This window comes from Microbacterium sp. P5_E9 (genome assembly GCF_054049175.1).
In genome coordinates, this window is record NZ_JBFUMV010000103.1 from 1 (window position 1) to 584 (window position 584).

Annotated in this window: 1 protein-coding gene; it reads left to right on the plus strand. The window is 63.0% G+C overall.

The features are described 5' to 3' along the window. Positions 1 to 176 precede the first annotated feature (176 nt). A complete protein-coding gene (locus tag ACXJ3V_RS20455) occupies positions 177 to 506 on the plus strand; it encodes a hypothetical protein (RefSeq protein WP_457102190.1) in 330 nt (109 codons plus the stop codon). The last annotated feature ends 78 nt before the right edge of the window (positions 507 to 584 follow it).

Consider the following 584-nt stretch of genomic DNA (forward strand, 5'->3'; position numbering starts at 1 on the left):
CATCGGTCACGCGGGATTCGGGCGCCGCGGCGCGCAGGTAGGCGAGCATGCCGCCCTCGAAATCGATCAGCGTGCCGACGACGTCGAACGTGAGAACCTTGAAATCTTGCAGGGACATGGGATTGCTCCAGTGATGAATGTGTCGGATTGAGAGGAGCATAGGCGGCGCTCTTTGCATGCCCGAACCGATCTGCGTCCGCGCAATGGCACAGAATTTCGTTGTCGGCGCCGCGGTCGGCATCTTCTTCGGCGGCCGCATGGCGGGGAGGAAGATGTTCGGCGATCTGGGCGGAACAATAATGTTCATCATCACGAGGGATCAGGTCACCCACGCACCCCGCTTCCTCCGTGAGGGGAGGGCCGCGCGATTGCAACCAGTCCCCTTCGATGCATCCGCGCCAACGTCCTGCGCAGCCGCCGCCCGAGCCCATGGCAGCACTGCGGCCCTGGTGGAAGTTCTGGCGATCCCCGGCCGCCCAGGACCGCGTTCCAAGGTGACCATTTGAGGAAATCCCAAACGCATCCACGCAAGCTGCACAGCGGCCATTTCGCCTTCATGCGGGCCCTGGCCCAGAGTTTGAATG

What these genes read in the sequence shown, in the direction of transcription:
- ACXJ3V_RS20455 (WP_457102190.1), top strand. Translation starts at nt 177, where the DNA reads ATGCCCGAACCGATCTGCGTCCGCGCAATGGCACAGAATTTCGTTGTC.